Origin of the sequence: Subtercola sp. RTI3 (assembly GCF_035018625.1) — a bacterium.
GTDB lineage: Bacteria > Actinomycetota > Actinomycetes > Actinomycetales > Microbacteriaceae > Subtercola > Subtercola vilae.
Map to the genome: position 1 here is coordinate 1 of NZ_JASJXO010000106.1, position 3397 is coordinate 3397.

4 protein-coding genes and 1 pseudogene are annotated in these 3397 nt (G+C 59.6%); 3 read left to right on the forward strand and 2 right to left on the reverse strand.

The window, feature by feature from the left end; genetic code table 11:
* Window positions 1–143 precede the first annotated feature (143 nt).
* Window positions 144–401: a hypothetical protein gene (locus tag QN358_RS18720; protein WP_323513261.1), complete on the forward strand. Its 258-nt coding sequence runs from the start codon at window positions 144–146 to the stop codon at window positions 399–401.
* A gap of 592 nt (window positions 402–993) precedes the next feature.
* On the opposite strand, the gene lgt is transcribed toward QN358_RS18720, so the two are convergent.
* The gene (gene lgt / locus QN358_RS18725; protein ID WP_323513262.1) at window positions 994–1938 is read right to left on the reverse strand and encodes a prolipoprotein diacylglyceryl transferase; all 945 of its coding nucleotides are present in this window, start codon (window positions 1936–1938) and stop codon (window positions 994–996) included.
* Window positions 1939–2211: 273 nt separating this feature from the next.
* Between lgt and QN358_RS18730 the strand changes: the two genes are divergently transcribed.
* Both QN358_RS18730 and QN358_RS18735 read left to right on the forward strand, forming a co-directional pair.
* Complete coding sequence (locus tag QN358_RS18730; RefSeq protein WP_323513263.1) at window positions 2212–2343, forward strand: hypothetical protein; 132 nt, start codon at window positions 2212–2214, stop codon at window positions 2341–2343.
* A 9-nt stretch (window positions 2344–2352) separates the two neighbouring features.
* A complete protein-coding gene (locus QN358_RS18735; protein WP_323513264.1) occupies window positions 2353–3033 on the forward strand; it encodes an aspartate/glutamate racemase family protein in 681 nt (226 codons plus the stop codon).
* A 111-nt stretch (window positions 3034–3144) separates the two neighbouring features.
* Here QN358_RS18735 and QN358_RS18740 read toward each other — a convergent pair.
* Window positions 3145–3363: pseudogene (locus tag QN358_RS18740) on the reverse strand (transposase); the annotation flags it as partial.
* Between the last annotated feature and the right edge of the window lie 34 nt (window positions 3364–3397).

Sequence of the window (3397 nt, forward strand, 5' to 3'; positions counted from 1 at the left end):
CTGAACGATGCCAATCACGCACCTAAACAACGGGGCTCAACCGCACCATAGACGGTGCTCATCGAAGCGAATATTCACACACCCCTCGTAGCCACAGACGATAATGGGACTAGACCCCACCTAATGATGGAGGGAAGGCTGCCATGTTCAACACGCAACGCGTTCACGATCTCGCCGAGCAAATCACCGCGATCACAGAAGCGATGACTGTCATCGCGAACGAGCAACGCGATGGGATTATAGAAAACGAGCACGACCAACTCGCCAGGATGAACACCCTCCTCACCAGCGTGATGGCAACCCAAACCCAGCTCGTCAAACTGATCGGGACCCTCACCGGAACCTTCATCGAGTACCTCCTCGACGAAGAACAACAACACCAACTCGGTCTCACCGAATAGGCCAGCCCTCAGTGGTCAGCAAAAGTCAGGCCGACAGTTTCACCGTAGGGGCGCAATTCTCGCCGGCGTCGCACGTAACGTCACATCAAGCTCAGGATGATCACGACACCAGCCGGCGCCTGAACTGTGCCCACGACCCTCACGCGCGCCTCCAGACCGAAGACGACGGGCGCGCCGTTCCGTCGCTGCCACAGACGATCCGCCGATCGGTCGGTTGCATTTATGCACGTTTTCACATAATTGAATGGTGAGGGCTCAAACTCACGACGGCGAAGACGGCCTTCAATCAAGCCATCCCTTGGCCCTCAATCTACTTGGCGTAGCCATGACTTATTTCGGTGGCCGTTTAGATTGACGTTGGATGAGCGCGAGTGTAACGAAAGTGCCAGCGAGCACAGGGACGCCCAGAGCGAAAGCCAGCCAAGGTCCTTGCTGGATGAGTGCTGCGGCGCCCAGAGCGAGCACGAAGACGATTAGCGGGCGGATGGCAGGGCCGACGGGCTCCCTGCGCCGCGCGCTCACCCGTCAACTCTCTGTGCGCGGTTCTCACCGAGCTGCGCTGCTTGCACGGTGGACAGGGACGTGGTCTGGTTCACTTCGTGCGCTCCGGTGCCCCGAGAGGTGCGGACCCGATTTTATCAAGCGCTGTCTCATCGCTAGGGGTGTGGTGATCGTCGGGCTGGGTGACGGTGGCTGGTTCCTGTCCTGGCCGGTAAGCGCTTTCCGGGTAGGGCAGGTTTCGCCGCAGTTGCACGATCAGAAGGACGACGCCGGCTATGGCGAGCAGGAGCGCGGCGATGACGTTGGCTTTGAGGCCCAGGAACGTGAACTCTGTCGGGTCCAGACGCAACCATTCGAAAAACGCCCGCCCGGAGCCGTACCAGATGAAGTACAGGGCAAGAACTTCCCCGGAGTGCAACCGCAGTCGGCGCTCGATGTAGATGATCAGGAACGCCCCGCCGATATTCCAGATCATCTCGTACAGAAAGAGGGGATGAAACAGGGTTCCCGCGGGCAGGCCCGGCGGGAAGGCCGCGTTGGTCGATTCGATCTGCAAACCCCACGGCAGTGTTGTCGGGCCGCCGTAGAGTTCGTGGTTGAAGTAGTTACCGAACCGGCCGAACGCCTGAGCGAAAAGCAGCCCCGGGGCGAGGGCGTCAGCGAATGCCCAGAACCGGATCCCTCTGCGTCGGCAGGCGATGAGAGCGCCGAGACCGCCGAAGAGGATCCCGCCAAAGATCGCCAGTCCGCCTTCCCACACGTACAGGGTCTTCCAGAGGTCAGCGCCGGGGAAAAAATAGTCGTTCGGGTGCGTCACCACGTGATAGAAACGGCCCCCGACGATTCCGAACGGGACCGCCCAGAGAGCGATGTCGAGGACGGTGCCCTTTTCGGCGCCGTGCTTCGCGAGGCGACGTTGAGTCAGCCACACCGCGATGATGATACCGACGAGGATGCACATTGCATAGAAGTGAATCGTCAGCGGCCCGATGTTGAAAGAACTGATCGGAGGGCTGGGGATACTGGCGTGAACCATTCAGTCAATCTTCTTCCTGTGCCTACCGACGATGGGGGCGTGTCACCACGTGAGGATAGTAGACGTGCGAGATGAAATGCTGGGTACAACACTGCTCCGCGCGCACCTGAGTGCTGAAGTGCCGGCAGCGAGTGACCTGCACCAACCGATCCCGTTCAGTTTCAGCGAGGAAATCGTTCGAGACCGCCCGCTAAAACACAACCCCAGACCCCACGTGGGTTTCGCCTCAAACGCATCAATCTCCCTGACGAGACGTTCAACGAACTGTGGGGCGTGAACATCATCACGGTCGGGATCAAACTCGATGAGGACATCACGCGTGAAGACATAAAGGACGAATTTGCTCAGATCCGCTGCCATCGCCCCAGCCCACCGCCTCGTCAGGCCGGCAGTGTTTTCCTTTAGTCTCCAAAGATGAAGACAATCGGATTGCTCGGCGGGATGAGCTGGGAAAGCTCCGCCCTGTACTACCAACTGATCAACGAAGGTGTTCGTGATCAGCTCGGCGGCCTACACTCCGCGAAAATCATTCTGGCCTCGGTCGACTTCGCCGAGATCGAACATCTCCAATCCACCAACGACTGGGATGCCGCCGGCCAGCTACTGGCCGAGCAGTCCCGCCGCCTGGAAGCGGCCGGAGCTGACTTCATCGTTCTCTGCACCAACACCATGCATAAAGTCGCACCCAGCATACAGAGCGCGGTTGCCATCCCGCTTCTGCATATAGCGGACACCACAGCTGCTGCCGTCACGGACTCCGGGATGACCACGGTCGGGTTACTCGGAACCTCGTTCACCATGGAACAAGGCTTTTACAAAGACCGTATCTCCACCCACGGGCTGACCGTGCTCGTGCCCGACGCCGCCCAGCGGCAGATCATCCACCGGATCATTTATGAAGAACTCGTGCTCGGGATAGTGAGTGACGCGTCCCGCACACAATACGTATCGGTCATCGCCGCCCTCCATCACAGAGGCGCCGAGGGCATCATTCTCGGCTGCACCGAAATCGAGTTACTCATCAGCGAACACGACAGTCCCATCCCCACCTTCCCGACCACACGACTCCATGCCCGAGCCGCTATGGGTCTGTAACGCTAACGGTGTTTTCGGCGGTTTTCATTAGTAGGTTTCCGGGGCCAGCCAGCGGTCCGCGGTCAAGTCCTTTTTCGTGGTGTATCTGAATCGGTGTGATCTTTCGTTGGGTTAGGCGCTGAGTGCGAGGTCGGTGGTCACCTCCTGGTCTGGTTTGGTGCCTGCGGCTTGGCTTTTGGCGAGGGCTTCGAGGCCGAGGTAGCGGCGCGATTCGGCCCATTCGTCGTGTTGCTCGGCGAGGACGGCGCCGACGAGGCGGATGATGCTGTCGCGGTCGGGGAAGATGACGACGACGTCGGTGCGGCGTTTGATCTCCTTGTTCACCCGTTCCATTAACCGGCTCTCGTGCTCAGGTCAAGCCGTT